This is a genomic window from Streptomyces sp. NPDC102283 (assembly GCF_044766265.1).
In the GTDB taxonomy this organism is placed as follows: Bacteria; Actinomycetota; Actinomycetes; order Streptomycetales; family Streptomycetaceae; genus Streptomyces.
This window is the reverse complement of sequence record NZ_JBIWLQ010000001.1, coordinates 495,116-512,450: the sequence shown is the minus strand read 5'-3', so window position 1 is coordinate 512,450 and position 17,335 is coordinate 495,116. Positions and strand designations below refer to the sequence as shown.

Genomic DNA, 17,335 nt, shown 5'->3' with positions numbered 1-17,335 from the left:
GCCCGCCCCCCCCCCCCGCGCGGGCGCCCCCGCGCCCCCCCCCCCCCCCCCCCCCCCCCCCCCCCCCCCCCCCCCCCCCCCCCCCCCCGGTCCCGCCCGACTACAGCTTCTCGACCGGCGCGTACCGCAGCAGCAGCTTCTTCGGGCGTTCGTCGCCGAAGTCGACCGTCGCCTTGGCCTGGTCGCCGAAGCCCTCGACGGCCGTCACCGTGCCGAGCCCGAACTGGTCGTGCGTGACCCGGTCCCCGGCCACCAGGGTGACCGTCGGCTTCTCCGCGCCGCCTCGCCGGGTCGCGAAGCCCGAGGGGCCGGAGCGGGAGCGGGAGGAGGACAGCGAGGACGTGATGCCGGAGGTGGGCCCGGCGGGGGCGGCCATCGGGCCCTTGCGCCGCCAGTCCAGATGCGCTTCCGGGATCTCCTCCAGGAACCGCGAGGGCGGGTTGTACGAGGGCTGGCCCCAGGCGCTGCGCATCGCGGCCCGGGTCAGATAGAGCCGTTCGCGGGCGCGGGTGATGCCGACGTACGCGAGGCGGCGCTCCTCCTCCAGCTCCTTGGTCTGGCCGAGGGCCCGCATGTGCGGGAAGACGCCGTCCTCCATGCCGGTGAGGAAGACGACCGGGAACTCCAGGCCCTTCGCCGTGTGCAGGGTCATCAGTGTGATGACGCCGGAGCCGTCCTCGTCCTCGTCGGGGATCTGGTCGGAGTCGGCGACGAGCGCGACCTTCTCCAGGAACTCCGCGAGCGTGCCCGCGCCTTCCTCGTCGCCGCGCTCCTGCTCGAATTCGAGGGCGACGGCGGCCAGTTCCTGGAGGTTCTCGATGCGGGTCTCGTCCTGCGGGTCGGTGGAGGCCTGGAGCTCGGCGAGATAGCCCGTGCGCTCCAGGACCGCCTCCAGCACGACGGCGGGCCCGGCGCCGGACTCGACGATCGTGCGGAGCTCCTCCATCAGCGTGTTGAAGCGCTTGACGGCGTTGGACGAGCGGGCGGCCATGCCGTACGCCTCGTCGACGCGGCGCAGCGCCTGCGGGAAGGAGATCTTCTCGCGCATCGACAGGGCGTCGATCATCGCTTCGGCGCGGTCGCCGATGCCGCGCTTGGGGACGTTGAGGATGCGGCGCAGCGGGACGGTGTCCTCGGGGTTGGCGAGGACCCGGAGGTAGGCCAGGACGTCGCGGACCTCCTTGCGCTCGTAGAAGCGCACACCGCCGACGACCTTGTAGGGCAGGCCGACGCGGATGAAGATCTCTTCGAAGACGCGGGACTGGGCGTTGGTCCGGTAGAAGACGGCGACGTCGCCCGCCTTGGCGTCGCCCGCGTCGGTGAGCCGGTCGATCTCGTCGGCGACGAACTGCGCCTCGTCGTGCTCGGTGTCGGCGACGTAGCCGGTGATGCGGGCGCCGCTGCCGGCGTTGGTCCAGAGGTTCTTGGGGCGGCGGCTCTCGTTGCGCTCGATGACGGCGTTGGCGGCGGAGAGGATCGTCTGTGTGGAGCGGTAGTTCTGCTCCAGCAGGATCGTCGTGGCGCTCGGGTAGTCCTCCTCGAACTGGAGGATGTTGCGGATGGTCGCGCCCCGGAAGGCGTAGATCGACTGGTCCGCGTCGCCCACCACGCACAGCTCGGCGGGTGCGTCGGCCTCCCCGGCCGGGCCGACCAGCTCCCGTACCAGGGTGTACTGGGCGTGGTTGGTGTCCTGGTACTCGTCGACGAGGACGTGGCGGAAGCGGCGGCGGTAGTGCTCGGCGACGTCCGGGAAGGCCTGGAGCAGGTGGACCGTCGTCATGATGATGTCGTCGAAGTCCAGGGCGTTGGCCTCGCGCAGGCGGGCCTGGTAGAGCGCGTACGCCTGGGCCAGGGTCTTCTCGAAACCGTCCGCGGCCTGCCCGGCGAAGGTCTCCTCGTCGATGAGCTCGTTCTTGAGGTTGGAGACCTTGGCGGTGAAGGACTTCGGCGGGAACTGCTTCGGGTCCAGGTCGAGGTCGCGGCAGACCAGGGCCATCAGGCGCTTGGAGTCGGCGGCGTCGTAGATCGAGAACGACGAGGTGAAGCCGAGCTTCTTCGACTCGCGGCGCAGGATGCGGACGCACGCGCTGTGGAAGGTCATGACCCACATGGCGTTGGCGCGGGGGCCGACGAGCTGCTCGACGCGCTCCTTCATCTCGCCCGCGGCCTTGTTGGTGAAGGTGATCGCGAGGATCTGCCCGGGATGCGTCCCGCGCTCGGCCAGCAGATGGGCGATGCGGTGGGTGAGGACCCGGGTCTTGCCGGAGCCGGCCCCGGCGACGATGAGCAGCGGGGACCCGGCGTGCACGACGGCGGCGCGCTGCTCGGTGTTCAGCCCGTCGAGCAGCGCGGCGGGGTCGATCGCCGGGCGGGGGTGACCGTCCCGGTAATACCCGTCCCGGGGCGGCGGAGGCGCGTCGTAGACGCCCTCGAAGAGTCCCTCCGGCACCGCTTCGGGCGCGTGGTCCTCGGGGGGCGGCGGGGGGCCGTCCTCCGCGGACTGGAGGCCGGTCAGGAAACTGTCGTCAAAGAGGCTGCTCATCGCCTCCCGAGTCTAGGCGGCCGGACCGACAACCTTCGGCCGAAGGCGAGAAGGGGCCGCTCGCACCACGCCGCCACCCGTACGCACGGAGACCGGACGTCGACGTTCCGTGAAGGATCGCCCGGTCGGAAGGGGTGCCGGAGCCCTGAACCGGAAAGGTCACGAAAATGTATCGGGCATATCGCTCATCGTCCTTCCCAGCGGTGGGGCCGGTTGGCTAGCGTGCTCGGTCAGGTGGCCCGTACCTCCCTGAGGCGAACCACGCCTGACGGGCGCCTCTGCCGAATCCGTCCTGCCGCCCTGGCGGTTCGGAACCGGGGACCCACACGCGACACCGGGGTGAATCGGTCCGTGCCCTCGCAGCCGGACCGTAGGACAGCCTTCCGTTCCGTCCGAACCCGACAGCTAACCCGGTAGGCGGTCCACGGAAGGAGATGCCGGTCTTGGCATCGCACCGCAAGCCGCGCACGAAGGTGCGCACCACCACCCCCGCCGTCGGGCTGACGACGGTCGCGCTGGCCTCCGTGACGCTGCTCTCCACGCAGAGCGCCACGGCCGCGCCCGCGGAGCCGAAGCCCGGCATCGAGGAAGTCCAGAAGAAGGTCGACGCCCTGTACCGGCAGGCGGGCACCGCGACCCAGGAGTACAACCGGGCCAAGGCAGCCTCCGCGTCCCAGCGGACGAAGGTCGACACGCTGCTCTCCGACGTGGCGAAGCGGACCGAGAAGATCAACGAGGCGCGTCGGGCGCTGGGCTCCTACGCGGCGGCCCAGTACCGCAGTGGCGGCATCACGCCCATGGCGACGTTCTTCCTGGCGGAGAACCCGCAGGGGTACTTCGACCAGAGCCGGATGATGGACCGGGCGACGGAGCGGCAGCAGAAGGCCGTCAGCGATTTCCGTACGCAGCAGGCCTCGGCGGCGAAGAAGCGCGCGGAGGCGGTGAAGAGCCTGGAGACCCTCACCGAGACGCAGGCCACGCTCGCCTCCAGCAAGAAGGACGTGCAGACCAGGCTCACCGAGGCCCGGGGCCTGCTGTCGAGGCTGACCGCCGAGGAGAAGGCGCGGCTGGCGGAGCTGGAGCGCAGACAGGAGGCCGAGGCGAAGGAGAAGGCGGCGAAGCTGGCCGCCCGGCAGGCCGCCGAGGCGAAGGAGAGGGCCGAGGCCGAGGAGAAGGCCCGCGAGGAGGCCGCGAAGGAGTCCGGCGGCGGCTCGGGCACGGGTTCCGGTTCCGGTACGGGCACGGACCCCGGCTCCGGTAACGGTACGGGCACCGGTACGGGCACCGGCTACGCCGCCAAGGCGGAGAAGGTGCTCGCCTTCGCCCGCGCACAGATCGGGAAGCCGTACGTGTGGGGCGCGTCGGGCCCTTCCAGTTACGACTGCTCGGGACTGACGCAGGCGGCGTGGCGGGAGGCGGGCGTGACCCTGCCCCGGACCACCTGGGACCAGGTGGAGGTCGGGACCCGGGTCGCCACGTCCGACCTGAAGCCGGGGGACCTGGTCTTCTTCTACGACGACATCAGCCACGTCGGCATCTACAAGGGCGACGGGATGATGATCCACGCCCCGAAGCCGGGTGCGAACGTGCGCGAGGAGTCGATCTACTCCATGCCGATCTACGGGAGCGTGCGCCCGGCGTAGTACGCGTCGGGGACGGCTTCTCGGCGGCCGCCCCCGGAAAGCCTCAGGTCCAGACCGTGGCGATGAAGATGTTGGCGGCCGTCAGCCCGCCGACGGCGGCGAACGCCCCCTTGTCCACCGTCTCGTCGTCCCGCTTGACGTAGACGAGGGCGAGGATCACGACCAGCAGCGCGAGCTTGATGCCGATCTTGACGTTGTTCACGGTCTGGTCGTCGGCCTGGTTGAGTCCGACCAGGGCGATGCCGGTGACGAGCATGGTCAGCGCGCCGTGCAGCATGGCGGGGGTGAAGCGGGCGGTGCCCGCTCCCATGGCCTTCATCTGCGTCAGGAAGCCGCCCAGCAGGGAGGCGATGCCGATGATGTGCAGGGCGACGAAGACATTGATGAGTACGTCCATGGCTCCGGAGCCTAACCATGGCCAAGGTTTTACCTTTCAGTGAGGCAAGCCTTCCTTATGTGCCCCCTTGTGTGCCTCCTCGTGCACCTCCTCAGGAATTGACCGCGTTGCCCAGGTGTGCGGGAGTATCGGTGATCAACCATGGCCGGTGAAACGTCACATCAGGGCAATAGCAGTCATGGCGACTCTTTTCCCCGCACCAGGATTAGCGTCCTTCACGGACCCTCCGGTATCCCCCGGCGGGCAGCCGACAGGAAGGATGCCACCCCCGTGGCAGCGCACCGCAGGTCAACCCACCGAAAACCCAAGCAGCGCCCGCTCACCGGCTCTGCTGCCCGCACCGCCGCCACCCTGGCGCTCGCCGGGGCCGCCACCGCCGGCTCGGTCACCGGAGCGGGCGCGGCCCCCGCCGAACCGGCCCCCACCGCCGCGCAGGTCCGGGTGAAGGTCGACCGGCTCTACCACGACGCCGAGGTCGCCACCGAGAAGTACAACGGGGCGAAGGAGGAGGCGGCCGCCGCCACCCGCGCCGTCGACTCCCTGACCGACGAGGCAGCCCGCCGCACCGCCCGCCTCAACACCGCCCGGCACGCCCTCGGTTCACTGGCCACCGCGCAGTACCGCAGCGGCACCCTGGACCCGACCCTGCGACTGGCGCTCTCCTCCGACCCCGACGCCTTTCTGCAACGCGCCTCCTACCTCGACCGGGTGGGCGACCGGCAGAGCGGCCTGCTGCACGGCATCCGGCGGCAGGTCTCCCGGATCACCCGCGTCAAGGCCCGCGCCGACCAGGAGACCGAACGCCTCGCCGCCCGGCGCGCCGAGCTGCGCGAACACCGCACCGCGATCCGCGCCAAACTGGCCGACGCCCGCAGGCTGCTGGACACCCTGACCGCCGACGAGCGCGCCGCGTACGAACGCGCCGCCGACGCCCGGCACGGCGGCGGCCCGGACCACGCCGACCGCGCCGCCAACCGCGTCCCGGTCGCCGCGCCCAACTCCCGCGCCGCCCGGGCCATCGCCTTCGCAAACGGCGCGATCGGCAAGCCGTACGTCTGGGGCGCGACGGGCCCGAACGCCTTCGACTGCTCGGGCCTGACCCAGGCGGCCTGGAAGGCGGCGGGCGTGAGCCTGCCGCGCACCACCTACACCCAGATCAACGCCGGAGCCCGGGTCCCCCGCTCCGAACTGGCCCCCGGCGACCTGGTGTTCTTCTACTCCGGGATCAGCCATGTCGGCCTCTACATCGGCGGCGGCCAAATGATTCACGCCCCGCGCCCCGGAGCGCCGGTCCGCATCGCGCCCGTCGATCAGATGCCTTTCGCCGGAGCGACCCGGGTGGCATAGTCCGCCGCGCAGGTTCGGGTGCCGAGTGGAGATGTCGCCCTCCGGGTGACTTGTCATCAACGTGACGTACGAATGGCCCGGCTGGGTATCCGCTCGGCACAGCGCCGGGACGCTGTACCCATACGTCCACGTGACGCGCTACAAGCGCCGTTCGTACACCGTCACTCGTCGTCCGAGAACCTGCCGGTCCGCCACCGCCGTGAAGGACGCCCGCAGCACCGACACCTTCGCCTCGTCCCGCGCCGCCGACACCGGCCGGGCCACGTTGGGTGCATCCGTGACCAGCAAGACCCGTCGCTGTGACGAGAGGTCGGTTCTTATCCTGCCGGGGCCGGCCTCCAGGCCCTTCAACGTCCCCGATGCCGCGGCGCTCTCGGCCAGAGCGATGTCCCGCAGGCCGGCGAAATCGTCGGGTGAGACCAGCGCCGCATCACGTCGTGCTGCCGGTATGAAAAGCACCGCGTCTCCGGCCTTCTTCAAGCGCCTCACGTCCGCCGCTACTGCCAGGACATCATCAACACGACTCGCCGGAGAACGGACTGTTCACCCGGACAAGGCCCCGACAGAGAACCTGGACAACACACAGAAGCCCCAGGTAATACAGAAGCCCCAGGTAATACGGACACCGGCCGACAACTGACATCGGCACCCGCAGCCGGTCCCGATCCCCCACCGAAGGAACTCCCGTATGACGTCGATGGCGAACGCCGTCCAGGACTACGCCCGGGCGCTCGCGCTGCGCTCCCCGGACCACTACCGGGTGGGACCGTTCACCGTCCGGCACAATCCGGGCTGGGAGCTGAAGTACGCCAACTACGCCATCCCCGACCGGGGCGCGGAACCCACGGCGGACGATGTGACGGCCCTGGTCGACGCGTTCGGGAAGCACGAACGGCTTCCCCGTCTGGAGTTCCTGCCGGCCTGGGCCCCGGCCGTCGAACCGGCCCTGCTGGCCGCCGGTTTCACCGTGGAGAACCGCGCCCCGCTGCTCGCCTGCGGCCGCGAGGACCTCCGGCCGCCGAAGCCGGTCGACGGTCTGAGCGTCGACACACCGTCCACCGAGGCGGAGTTCACCGAGGCCGCCCGCGTCCAGCACCACGGCTTCGGCGGCGAGGGCGAGCCCGAGCAGGGAACGACCGACTGGCTGCGGGCGGCGGCCTCCGGCGACGGGGTCGCCGCACTGGCCGTCCTCGACGGTACGCCGGCCGGGGCGGGCGGCTGCTCGGCCGCGATCGACGGCCTGAGCGAGCTGGCCGGACTCGCCGTCGCCGCCCGCTGCCGCCGCCGGGGTGTGGGCGCCGCGCTCTCCGCCTGGCTGACGGAACGGGCCTTCGACCAGGGGTGCCGGGCGGTCTGGCTGGAGCCGGGCGACCCCGACGTCGAGCGGGTCTACGCGGGCATCGGCTACCGCCGGATCGGCGAGAAGGTCAACATCTCGCTGGAGTCGGCCGACAGATGAGCAACGGTCTCAGACCAGCCGTCGAGCCGTCGCCCACCGGGTCAGCTCGTGCCGGTTGGAGAGCTGGAGCTTCCTGAGGACCGCCGAGACGTGCGACTCGACCGTCTTCACCGAGATGAACAGCTGCTTGGCGATCTCCTTGTACGCGTAACCGCGGGCGATCAGCCGCAGCACCTCGCGCTCGCGCTGGGTGAGGCGGTCCAGGTCCTCGTCGACCGGCGGGGCGTCCGTGGAGGCGAAGGCGTCCAGGACGAAGCCGGCCAGCCGCGGCGAGAAGACCGCGTCGCCCTCCTGGACGCGGAAGACCGAGTTCACCAGGTCGGTGCCGGTGATCGTCTTGGTGACGTAGCCGCGCGCACCGCCCCGGATGACGCCGATGACGTCCTCCGCGGCGTCCGAGACGGACAGCGCGAGGAAGCGGACCGGATTCTCGGCCGTGCCCATCATGGGGGCGCAGCGGCGGAGCACCTCGACGCCGCCGCCGCCGGGGAGGTGGACGTCGAGGAGGACGACCTCGGGGCGGGTCGCCGTGATGACGGTGACCGCCTGGTCGACGTCGGCGGCCTCGCCGACCACCTCGACGCCGGTCTCCTCGGTGCGGCCGATCTCGGCCTGCACCCCGGTGCGGAACATCCGGTGGTCGTCGACGAGCACGACCCGTACCCGTCGCTCCGGGCCCCCGGTGGCTTCGGTGTTCTCGGTCATTCGCTCGCCCTCTCCATCTCCAGCTCGACCTCGGTGCCCCCGCCGGGCACCGAACGCAGCCGGGCGCTGCCGCCGTTGCGCTGCATGCGGCCGATGATTGATTCTCGTACGCCCATCCTGTCCCCGGGAACCTCGTCGAGGTCGAATCCCGGACCCCGGTCCCGTACGGACACGAAGACCGTGCGGCCCTCGACCTCCGCGAAGACCTGGACGGCGCCGCCCTCGCCACCGTACTTGGCGGCGTTGACCATCGCCTCGCGCGCGGCCTGCATCTGCGCGGTCAGCTTGTCGTCGAGGGGGCAGTCGCCGACCACGACGACCTCCAGCGGGACGCCGTGCTTGTCCTCGACCTCGGCGGCGGCCCGCTTGACCGCCTCGGCCAGGGTCTCCGGCTCGTCGTCCTCGTCCTTGCCGGTGCCCTCGGGGTTGTAGAGCCAGTTGCGCAGCTCGCGTTCCTGGGCGCGGGCGAGGCGTCTGACCTCGCCGCCGTCGTCGGCGTTGCGCTGGATCAGCGTGAGGGTGTGCAGCACGGAGTCGTGGACGTGGGCGGCGACCTCGGCCCGTTCCTGGGCACGGATGCGCATCAGGCGCTCCTCGGAGAGGTCCTGGGTCATCCGCACCAGGTAGGGGCCGGCGAGCAGGGCGATGCCGGTGAGTACGGCGATGGCCGCGGTGAGCACGTTGCCGAGCTGGGCGGCCGAGCCGCGCACCACCATGAACACGGCGAGGCCGAGGCCGACGAGGGCCACTCCGGCGAGGCCGCGGGCCAGGTGCAGCAGCTTGCGGTTGCGGCCGGTCTCCATCCACCGGGCTCGGCGGGCGTTGTCCGCCTGTCGCCAGACCAGGACGGAGCCCGCGCCGATCAGGAGGGTGGGCCAGATGTAGCGGTCGGCCCCGCTGCCCATGTCGACGTTGACCACGAACGCGACGGCCCCGACGGTCAGGGCGACCAGTGCGAAGACCTGGCCCCTGTCCGGCTTGCGGAGCTTGCGGCGGCCGTCCGCCGACGTCTCGAACACGGAGCGCGGGGCCTCGACGCCGCCGACGCCGAGCGGCACGACGATCCAGAACACCGCGTAGAGCACGGCGCCGAGGCCGTCGGTGAAGAACAGCCCGAGGAAGAAGAACCGCACCCACGCGACGGGCAGCCCGAGGTGTCCGGCGAGGCCGCGCGCGACGCCGCCGAGCAGCCGGCCGTCGGCGCTGCGGTAGAGCTTGCGCGGTGCGGGCTCCTCCGGGTCGGCGGCGAGGGAGCTGGCGGCTCGGGCGGTGGCGGCTGGCATACCCCGATCGTCACACGCGCGGCCGCGGGGCGGCATCAGGGTAGGCCCCCGAAGTGACCCTGATGCTCTCCCCCGCGCACGTCCTGGTGGCAGCTCCCCTCCCCGCTCCTCCCGGCGCGTGCGCCCCGGCCCTTCAGGGGCGTCACCGGGCAATATCAGGGACCGTCCAGGGTCGGCGCGGGTCCCGGTGGGCGGTCCGGACCGTCACCATGGAGGCATGACCGCTCCCTCGGACGCCACGCCCGGCGTCGCGCCCCCCGAAGCGCCGAAGCCGACGCTGCGGCGCGCCCCGCGACAGAAGGTCGTCGCCGGGGTGTGCGGCGGACTCGGCCGGTACTGCGACGTGGATCCGGTGATCTTCCGGATCGTGCTCGGTGTGCTGTCGGCGACCGGAGGCATCGGGCTGATCTTCTACGGCTTCGCCTGGCTGCTGCTGCCCGCCGACGGCGACGACGAGAACGAGGCGCGCAAACTGCTGTCGGGACGGGTCGACGGAGCGTCCCTGGTGGCGCTGCTGCTGGCGCTGATCGGCTGCGGACTGTTCCTGTCGATGCTGCACAACCGGGGCATGCTGGCGTTCGCCGCGCTGCTGACGCTGGCCGTCGTCGGGTTCTCCGTGTGGACGCAGTCCCGGCGGACGGCGGGGGCCCCGGAGGACCCGACGGCCGCGCCCGGCGCACCGGCGGCCCCGCCCGGCCCCGTGCACACCGGTGGGCTCGGCACGCCGCCGCCGGAGGTGAAGGCCCCGCCGACGCCGGGCGGGCCGTCGTGGTGGCGGGACCCGATCGTCAAGGACGGGACCACGGGGCCGGCCGGGCCCGGCTATCTGTGGGGCCCGCCGGACAGCGACGCCGGCGCGGCGCGCGCCGGGGCGAAGGCCGGGCGGCCCACTCCGGACGCCCCGTTCCTGAGGCCGCAGCCGTCGCCCGTGGAGCGCGGGCCGCGTTCCATCGGCGGTCCGGTCCTCGTGGCGGCGCTGGTGGCGGGCGGTCTGGGCACCGGGCTGAGCTGGGAGCAGCAGCCGCTGGGCACCGCCCTCCAGATCGGCCTGGTCGCCGCTCTCGCCGTCTTCGGGCTCGGCCTGCTGGTCGCCTCGTTGCTGGGGCGGACCGGTTTCGGCACGGTCCTGATGGCGATGGTCACGGCGGGCCTGCTGGCGGGCGCGGCGGTGCTCCCGAAGGACATCGACACCTCGTGGGCGCGCCAGGAGTGGCGGCCCGCCTCGGTGTCCGCCGTCGCGCCGCGCTACGAGCTGCGTACGGGCGACGCCCGGCTGGACCTGTCCGGACTGAAGGTGGCCAGGGGCGAGACCGTGCGCACGGGGCTCGACGTGGCGGCGGGGCGGGCGGCCGTCGTCGTCCCGGAGAACGTGACGGTGAAGGTGCGCGCCGAGGCGGGTCTCGGGGAGATCCGGCTGGAGGAGGGGCAGCGGGTCCAGGTCCGGATCAACAGCGACGAGGCGAAGCAGCGGACGCTGCCGCCGCCCGCGGGCACGAAGCCCGCCGGAACGATCGAACTGATGCTGGAAGTCGGCATCGGACAGGTGGAGGTCACCCGTGCTGCGTCATGAGTTCCGACCCGGCCGCGCGGTGGCGGGCCTGACGATGCTGGGCCTGGCCTGGGGGTACGCGGCCGATGCCGCCGGGGCCTGGGAGGTCCCGTGGACGTTCTTCCTGCCGCTGTTCCTCGGCGGGCTGTGGCTGGCCGCGACGGTGACGTGGGCCGCCTACATGCTGCGGCGGCGGCGCGAGGCGAGGAAGGCGTCCGCGGAGAACACGGTGGCGCCCGCGAGCACCAGCGGCAGCCACGCCATCAGGTAGGGCAGGTCGTTGCCGTAGTAGTAGGGGGTGGCCTGCCAGCTCACGGTCAGCCAGAGGCTCAGTGAGATGAGCGCGCCGCCCAGCGCCGCGAGCCGGGCCCAGAGCCCGATGAGGGTGCCGAGGCCGACGAGCAGTTCCCCGATCGCGATGGCGTAGCCGAAGCCCTCGGGGCTCTTCAGCGCCAGGTCGACGAGGGCGGGGATCGCGGAGGAGTCGCGCACCCCGCGCATCATCTCGCCGATGGAGCCGGTGCCGGTCGCGGACAGGAACCCGCTGTCCGTGAGCTTGTCGAGTCCCGCGTAGACGAAGGTGACGCCGAGGAAGATCCGCAGCGGCAGCAGGGCGTACGCGCCCGCCTGCTCCTTCAGTGTCCTGCGCTCGCCCAGACCGTACGATCCGCCGCCGTAATCGTTCATCACCGCTGCCCTGCTTCCCGAAGTCCCGACACCTCGACCATACGTACGCCCTCGGCGCGCTGCTCACCAGGGCTGGGACGCGATCGGCGGCGGAAATTCGCCCGGGGCCCGGTGCCGGTCAGTCCGTGACGTCGATCGGGCAGCGGTTGGTCTCCACCCCGGCGGCGGTGACGACCTGGACGTCCACGGTCCCCGGCTCGACCTCGACCGGGACGGGCACGGTCAGGACGGTGTCGGTCGGGTTGGCGAAGCCTCCGGCGACCGGGATCAGCGGTACGTGGACGTGGACCGTGCCGATCCGTACGACGAGCCGGGCCAGCCGGTCGGGGCCGCCCGCGCCGGGTGGTACGAAGCCCGCGCCCCGGATCTCGATGTCGTCGCCGGTCCGGATCGGGGCGTCCAGGTCCCCGGCCTCGCGGGCCCGCACGACGGACAGCACGACGGGCCGGCCGCCCTCCGCGTACTTCCCGGCGAAGTAGGTCGCCGCCGAGACCGCCACCAGCAGCGCGAGCCCCCACGGCAGATCGGGCAGCTGCTCGGGGCGGCGGGCCAGGCGGACCGCGGCGAACAGCACGGCGACGGCGCTGACCAGCACGTACTGCACATCGGTGAAGGAGCCGCGCCCCGAGTCGTCGGTGAGCAGGTCGGCGGCGCGCGGCCGGTCCGCGCGCAGCTTCTGGAGCCGCTGGCCCAGCACCCGTACGGTCACCACGCGGCGTACGACGACGGCGACCGCGCACACGAGCGCCAGCACGGCCACGACCCCGGCGGAACGCACGAGGTCGAGCCCCTCGATCAGCGCGTCCCGCTCGGCCGGGTCGGAGGCCCCGGCCAGTTGCAGCGCGAGGACGAGGACGGCGAAGACGGCGAGCAGCACCCAGACTCCGGCGACCGTACGGGAGGTGGAGAGCCGGTTGTCCTCCCCGATCAGCGGGGCGAGGAGGCCGCCCCGGGCGCGGTGGAGGCGGGCGGCGGCGGTGAGGAGCCCGGCCGTGAGGAGGGCGGCGATCAGTCCGGCGGTACGGGCGGTGGACCAGCCGGCCCCGATCGCGGTCAGGCTCGCGCCGACGAGAAGGGCCCCGGCCGCCCCCCAGACGGCGAACAGCGTCCCCCGCCAGACCTGGTGGAGCCAGGCGTCGCCGGCTTCCCGGGCCCGCTCGGCGACGGTGCGGGCGGACCCGGTCAGCTCGTCGGACACCCACTGCCGGGACGCGGACGGCGACTGGGCGACCCCGGCGGGAAGGCCTTTGCCCGCCGCCAGTTCGTCCCGTTTGGCCAGGAACGCGGCGACGGCGCGCCGGTGTCCGTGGCGGGCTCCGTGCGGGCAGTCGCCGCACGTACAGCCGCCGCTGTGCGTGCCGCTCGTCCTGGATTCGTCCAACGCCACGGAGGTTTACGCCCTTTCCCGCCCCGGTACAGCCAACTCACTTGCGATATCTGCGAATTGTGCCGTACCGGGCGGGCGTTGCCCGCATCGGGGCGGACGGCGGGCGGGGATCGTCAGAATGTTCGAGCGACCCGCTGCCACAAGGGCTGGTAGTTGATCCAGGCCACCAGGTCGCCGCCGAGGTGATCGCGGGTGGTGACGGCGTCCCGGTGCGAGATGAGCACGGGCTTCCCGGCGGCCCGCGCCAGCAGCTGCACCTGGCAGGCGCGCTCCATGGTGAGGAACCACCAGGCCGCCGCGTCCACCGAGCCGCCGACGGTCAGCAGCCCGTGGTTGCGCAGGATCACCGCCTTGTGCGGCCCGAGCGCGGCGGCGATGCGCCGCCCCTCGCCCTCGTCCACGACGACCCCGGAGTAGGCCTCGTACAGCGCGTGGTCCTCGTAGAAGACGCAGGATTCCTGGGTGATCGGCTCGATCGGCTCCCCGAGCGCGGCGAGCGCCCGCCCGTGCGTGGAGTGGGTGTGCGCGACGGCCACGGTGTCCGGGCGGGCCCGGTGCACCGCCGCGTGCACGGCGAACGCGGCCTGGTTGACGTGGAAGCGGCCCCGGAGCACCTGGCCGTCGCCGTTGACGAGGATCAGGTCCTGCGGGGCGAGGTCGGCGAAGGGCGCGCCGAACGGGTTGACCCAGAAGCAGTCCGCCAGCTCGGGGTCGCGGGCGCTGATGTGCCCGGATACCCCGTCCTCGTACCCGAGCTGCCCGAACAGCCGCAGCGCGCCCGCCAGCCGCTCCCTGCGGTACGCGCGCTCCTCGTCCGGCGAGGCGTGCACGGGCGGCATCGCGAACTGGAGCTGCTCGACGGGGATCGGGGCGGGGGCGGGCACGGCGACCGGCTCGGACATGGCGGCTCCTCGGGTTCCCTGGGCGTACGGGACCGGAAGCTACCGCCGGGTGGGTCAGGTGGCCAGAGGTGCGACGAGGCCTCCCGGGCGTCTGTCAGGTGCTGAGCACCAGGTAGGCGAGCGTGAGATACGAACGGTAGCCGCCGTAGTAGCCGGTGCGGCGGGCGTCGATCTCGGCGGTCACCTCGGCGTGCAGCGGATGGTCCGGGTGTTCCAGGGCCCAGCGCTGCCCGCGGCCGATCGGCCCCTCGGACTCGAAGAGGTCCCATTCGCGCTCGTCGGCGACGGTGACCTGGAGCGCGCGCAGCCCGACGGACTCCGCCAGCCGGATCAGCTCCAGCAGCGACCCGAAGTCGCCGGGCTCGGCGCCGATGCCCTCCAGTGCGGCGGAGGTCGGTTCCTTCAGCCAGATCCCCTCGCCGAACAGGACCCGGCCGCCGGGGCGCACGGCGGCGGCGAGGGCGGTGAGGGCCTCCCGGGTCGTGCCGGGCCAGGCGTGCGAGGAGCCGATGGAGACGGCGAGGTCGTATCCGCGCTCGGTCCACTCGGCGGCGGGCACCCCGTGGAACCGCACGCGGTCACCGAGCCGCCGCTGCCCGGCGAGCTTCCGCCCGCGCGCCACGGCGTCGGGGTCGGTCTCGACGCCGTCCCCGGTGGCCCCGGGCGCGGCCTCGACGAGCCGCATCAGCAACTCGCCCCAGCCGGAGCCGAGATCGACGATCCGTGATCCTGGATCGGGGGCGCAGGCGGCGATCAGCCGGTCCGCGTGCGCCTCGGAGAGCGGGGTGTTCCAGGTGAGGCGGTCGTTACCGGCGGCGGACACGATGGCGCGGACTTCTTCGGCGGACATGAGGAGGGAGCCTGGCACGGGGGGCGGCGCCCGTGCCAGCGGTTTCTAGGAGCGGCCTCGGCGGTAGATATCCGTGAGGTCGATGTCGACCGGGAACGGGACGTCGAGGTTCATCTTCTTGCGGTGGATTCCGGTGGGCGTGCAGGTGCCGGTCGCCGGGTCGAGCTCGTAGACGTACACGACGGGCAGATCGTCGGCTCCCTGCTCGACCCGCCAGAAGTGCCTGACCCCCGCCTCCGCGTACTTGCGTGGTTTGACCCCCCGGTCCCGGTCCTCGGAGTCGGGCGACACGACCTCGACGGCCAGGACCACGTCCTCCGGTGCGTACCAGGTCTGGTCCGCACCGGTGTCCGCCTCGGCGCGGCACACCAGCAGATCGGGCTCCGGACGATTTCTGCGGTCCAGCCTGATCGTCATCTCCCGGTCCACGTCCAGATCCGCCGGCACGTGCGTGAGCAGTGCCGTCTCCAGCAACCACATGGCTCGCGTGTGGAACTTGCGCTGCGGACTCAGGAAGACGAGGCTCCCGTCGATCAGCTCGGTGTGGGGCGGGAGGCCCGGAATCCGGTCGAGGTCGTCCGCCGTCCAGCCGCCCTCCGGCGGAACGGGCCACCGGTTCGGCTGCTGCTCAAGCCCACGCTCGGGAGCGGTGCTCATCATTGCTCCCCTACGCCGAAGTCTCGTCTCCTCACTCAGCGTACCCACCCGATACGACAATGCCGCCGCCCAGACGAATGAGCGACGGCACCGGCGTTGACCTGAGGCCTCTCAGGAGGCGGGAGGGGTCACTCCCACTCGATGGTCCCCGGCGGCTTGCTCGTCACGTCGAGGACGACGCGGTTGACCTCGGCGACCTCGTTGGTGATGCGGGTGGAGATCTTCGCCAGCGTCTCGTACGGCAGCCGCGACCAGTCGGCCGTCATGGCGTCCTCGGAGGAGACCGGGCGCAGCACGATCGGGTGGCCGTAGGTGCGGCCGTCGCCCTGGACGCCGACCGAGCGGACGTCGGCGAGGAGGACCACCGGGCACTGCCAGATGTCGCGGTCCAGGCCGGCCGCCGTCAGCTCCTCGCGGGCGATCGCGTCGGCCTCGCGGAGCAGGTCCAGGCGCTCCTCGGTGACCTCGCCGACGATGCGGATGCCGAGGCCGGGGCCGGGGAAGGGCTGGCGCTGGACGATCTCCTCGGGGAGGCCCAGCTCCTGGCCGACCATGCGGACCTCGTCCTTGAACAGCTGGCGCAGCGGCTCGACGAGCTGGAACTCGATGTCGTCGGGGAGTCCGCCGACGTTGTGGTGGGACTTGATGTTGGCGGTGCCGGTGCCGCCGCCGGACTCGACGACGTCCGGGTAGAGCGTGCCCTGGACGAGGAAGGCGACCTCCGGGCCGTCCTCCTGGAGGATCTCCAACTGGGCCTGCTCGAAGACACGGATGAACTCGCGGCCGATGATCTTCCTCTTCTGCTCGGGGTCGGAGACCCCGGCCAGGGCGTCGAGGAAGCGCTTCTTCGCGTCGACGACCTTGAGCTTCGCGCCGGTCGCGGCCACGAAGTCCTTCTCGACCTGCTCGGTCTCGCCCTTGCGCATCAGGCCGTGGTCGACGTACACGCAGGTGAGCTGGGAGCCGATGGCCTTCTGGACGAGGGCCGCGGCGACCGCGGAGTCCACGCCGCCGGAAAGGGCGCAGATGGCGCGCTTGTCGCCGACCTGCTCGCGGATGAGCGCGGTCTGCTCCTCGACCACGTTGGTCGTGGTCCAGTTCGGCTCGATGCCCGCGCCGCGGTAGAGGAAGTGCTCCAGGACCTGCTGGCCGTGGGTCGAGTGCATGACCTCCGGGTGGTACTGGACGCCGTAGAGCTTCTTCTCGTCGTTCTCGAAGGCGGCGACCGGTACGACGTCGGTGGACGCGGTGACGGTGAAGCCCTCGGGGGCCGCCGAGCAGGCGTCGCCGTGCGACATCCACACCGGCTGCTCGGTGGGCGTGCCCTCGAAGAGCGTCGAGCCCGCCTTGCTGACGTGCAGCGGGGTACGGCCGTACTCACGGGCCCCGTTGTCGTCGACCGTGCCGCCGAGCGTGGTGGCCATCAGCTGGAAGCCGTAGCACATGCCGAAGACGGGCACCCCGGCCTCGAAGAGCGAGCGGTCCAGGGACGGCGCGCCCTCGGCGTACACCGACGACGGGCCGCCGGAGAGGATGATCGCGCGCGGGTTCTTCGCCAGCATCTCGGCCACCGGCATGGAGGACGGGACGATCTCGCTGTAGACCCGGGCCTCACGGACACGGCGGGCGATGAGCTGGGCGTACTGCGCGCCGAAGTCGACGACGAGGACCACGTCGGCCGTGGCGTCGGGGGCGGCGGGGGGTGCTGCTGGCACGGGAGCGGCCTTCCGGCGGTGGTGAAGGGGGTCGGTTCTTCCGATTCTACCGGCCGTGCGCGAGCCCTCCGCCGGGCCGGGGGACGGGGCCGACGCCCCGGGACCGGTGCCCGTCGCGTCTCAGGATCCGGGCCCCGTTTTGTGGGGGCCGCCGGGCCGGGGCCATACTGTCCCCCATGCGTCAGCACACGACCTTCGTCTTTACCTATGGC

At 72.1% G+C, this 17,335-nt stretch carries 15 protein-coding genes, 1 pseudogene and 1 riboswitch; of the genes and pseudogenes, 5 read left to right on the top strand and 11 right to left on the bottom strand.

The features are described from left to right. Positions 1-100: 100 nt before the first annotated feature. Positions 101-2,542: a DNA helicase PcrA gene (pcrA, locus tag ACIRJT_RS02545; RefSeq protein ID WP_403903458.1), complete on the bottom strand. Its 2,442-nt coding sequence runs from the start codon at positions 2,540-2,542 to the stop codon at positions 101-103. 269 nt (positions 2,543-2,811) lie between these two features. Next, a riboswitch (cyclic di-AMP (ydaO/yuaA leader) is annotated at positions 2,812-2,978 on the top strand. On the opposite strand from pcrA, the gene ACIRJT_RS02540 reads away from it, so the two are divergent. Continuing rightward, positions 2,977-4,185, top strand: coding sequence for an NlpC/P60 family protein (locus ACIRJT_RS02540; RefSeq protein WP_403903456.1), 1,209 nt, complete (start codon positions 2,977-2,979; stop codon positions 4,183-4,185). (Overlaps the previous riboswitch by 2 nt.) Positions 4,186-4,228: 43 nt before the next feature. On the opposite strand, the gene ACIRJT_RS02535 is transcribed toward ACIRJT_RS02540, so the two are convergent. Next, on the bottom strand, positions 4,229-4,582 hold the full coding sequence (locus ACIRJT_RS02535; protein ID WP_003966864.1) for a hypothetical protein: 354 nt from the start codon (positions 4,580-4,582) through the stop codon (positions 4,229-4,231). 270 nt (positions 4,583-4,852) lie between these two features. Between ACIRJT_RS02535 and ACIRJT_RS02530 the strand changes: the two genes are divergently transcribed. Beyond that, positions 4,853-5,929: an NlpC/P60 family protein gene (locus ACIRJT_RS02530; protein ID WP_403903453.1), complete on the top strand. Its 1,077-nt coding sequence runs from the start codon at positions 4,853-4,855 to the stop codon at positions 5,927-5,929. Between the two features lie 138 nt (positions 5,930-6,067). Here the strand turns inward: ACIRJT_RS02530 and ACIRJT_RS02525 are convergent. After that, positions 6,068-6,466, bottom strand: a pseudogene (locus tag ACIRJT_RS02525) (hypothetical protein); the annotation flags it as partial. 151 nt (positions 6,467-6,617) lie between these two features. On the opposite strand from ACIRJT_RS02525, the gene ACIRJT_RS02520 reads away from it, so the two are divergent. Further along, positions 6,618-7,388: a GNAT family N-acetyltransferase gene (locus ACIRJT_RS02520; protein ID WP_403903451.1), complete on the top strand. Its 771-nt coding sequence runs from the start codon at positions 6,618-6,620 to the stop codon at positions 7,386-7,388. 9 nt (positions 7,389-7,397) lie between these two features. Here the strand turns inward: ACIRJT_RS02520 and ACIRJT_RS02515 are convergent, their stop codons facing one another. After that, positions 7,398-8,093 (bottom strand): response regulator transcription factor, encoded by a 696-nt coding sequence (locus tag ACIRJT_RS02515; protein ID WP_007450924.1) that lies wholly within the window; start codon positions 8,091-8,093, stop codon positions 7,398-7,400. Continuing rightward, a complete protein-coding gene (locus ACIRJT_RS02510; protein ID WP_403903448.1) occupies positions 8,090-9,376 on the bottom strand; it encodes a PspC domain-containing protein in 1,287 nt (428 codons plus the stop codon). The genes ACIRJT_RS02515 and ACIRJT_RS02510 overlap by 4 nt, the downstream gene beginning before the upstream one ends. A gap of 217 nt (positions 9,377-9,593) precedes the next feature. Here ACIRJT_RS02510 and ACIRJT_RS02505 point away from each other — a divergent pair, with 217 nt between their 5' ends. Continuing rightward, positions 9,594-10,946 carry a PspC domain-containing protein gene (locus ACIRJT_RS02505; RefSeq protein ID WP_403903445.1) on the top strand — a complete coding sequence of 451 codons (1,353 nt, stop codon included), beginning with the start codon at positions 9,594-9,596 and terminating at the stop codon, positions 10,944-10,946. Further along, entirely contained in the window at positions 10,933-11,196 is a 264-nt protein-coding gene (locus ACIRJT_RS02500) for a hypothetical protein (RefSeq protein ID WP_403903442.1), read from the top strand. The genes ACIRJT_RS02505 and ACIRJT_RS02500 overlap by 14 nt, the downstream gene beginning before the upstream one ends. On the opposite strand, the gene ACIRJT_RS02495 is transcribed toward ACIRJT_RS02500, so the two are convergent. From ACIRJT_RS02495 to guaA, 6 genes are all read right to left on the bottom strand, one after another. Next, positions 11,103-11,612 (bottom strand): DoxX family protein, encoded by a 510-nt coding sequence (locus ACIRJT_RS02495; protein ID WP_403903439.1) that lies wholly within the window; start codon positions 11,610-11,612, stop codon positions 11,103-11,105. The genes ACIRJT_RS02500 and ACIRJT_RS02495 overlap by 94 nt on opposite strands. Positions 11,613-11,730: 118 nt before the next feature. Continuing rightward, positions 11,731-12,999: a hypothetical protein gene (locus ACIRJT_RS02490; RefSeq protein ID WP_403903437.1), complete on the bottom strand. Its 1,269-nt coding sequence runs from the start codon at positions 12,997-12,999 to the stop codon at positions 11,731-11,733. 113 nt (positions 13,000-13,112) lie between these two features. Beyond that, on the bottom strand, positions 13,113-13,901 hold the full coding sequence (locus ACIRJT_RS02485) for a class II aldolase/adducin family protein (protein WP_403903435.1): 789 nt from the start codon (positions 13,899-13,901) through the stop codon (positions 13,113-13,115). 94 nt (positions 13,902-13,995) lie between these two features. Then, entirely contained in the window at positions 13,996-14,751 is a 756-nt protein-coding gene (locus ACIRJT_RS02480; protein WP_403903433.1) for an SAM-dependent methyltransferase, read from the bottom strand. A gap of 45 nt (positions 14,752-14,796) precedes the next feature. Then, entirely contained in the window at positions 14,797-15,408 is a 612-nt protein-coding gene (locus ACIRJT_RS02475; protein WP_403903431.1) for a Uma2 family endonuclease, read from the bottom strand. Positions 15,409-15,536: 128 nt separating this feature from the next. Then, the gene (gene guaA, locus ACIRJT_RS02470) at positions 15,537-17,123 is read right to left on the bottom strand and encodes a glutamine-hydrolyzing GMP synthase (RefSeq protein ID WP_403903429.1); all 1,587 of its coding nucleotides are present in this window, start codon (positions 17,121-17,123) and stop codon (positions 15,537-15,539) included. Positions 17,124-17,335: the final 212 nt, after the last annotated feature.